Genomic DNA, 401 nt, shown 5'->3' on the forward strand with positions numbered 1-401 from the left:
ACGCTCGGGCCGGCTCTTCTGGCAGTTGTCGGCGTCGCCGTGCTTGTGGTCGGCCGTGAAGGCATCGGCGGCATGATTCTCACCGGGGCAATTGCCTGGTATGGTTCCATGCGAATGAAAGGCCAGCCGGCCGGCCTTGCCCCGGGCAAACGCTCGACGGTGCGCACGGCGGCATTGGAAATGGAGCTCGATCACGATACCGGCGGCCTCGAAGGACTGGTCCTGGCTGGCCGCCACGAAGGCAAGATGCTTGGCGCGATGGGGCTGGCGGAATTGCAACACCTCTACCGCGAACTCTCCAGCGACCCGGAGAGCCGACAGCTGCTAGAGACGTATCTTGACGGCAGATTTCCCGTCTGGCGCAAAAACGCTGAGACGAACGGTGGCGAAGGGCTGGGTGT

At 63.8% G+C, this 401-nt stretch carries 1 pseudogene; it reads left to right on the plus strand.

From position 1 onward, the window contains the following. Positions 1–401 (plus strand): annotated as a pseudogene (locus EN964_RS37315) (molecular chaperone DnaJ); the annotation flags it as partial.

Origin of the sequence: Mesorhizobium sp. M7A.F.Ca.CA.001.10.2.1 (assembly GCF_003998575.1) — a bacterium.
GTDB lineage: Bacteria > Pseudomonadota > Alphaproteobacteria > Rhizobiales > Rhizobiaceae > Mesorhizobium.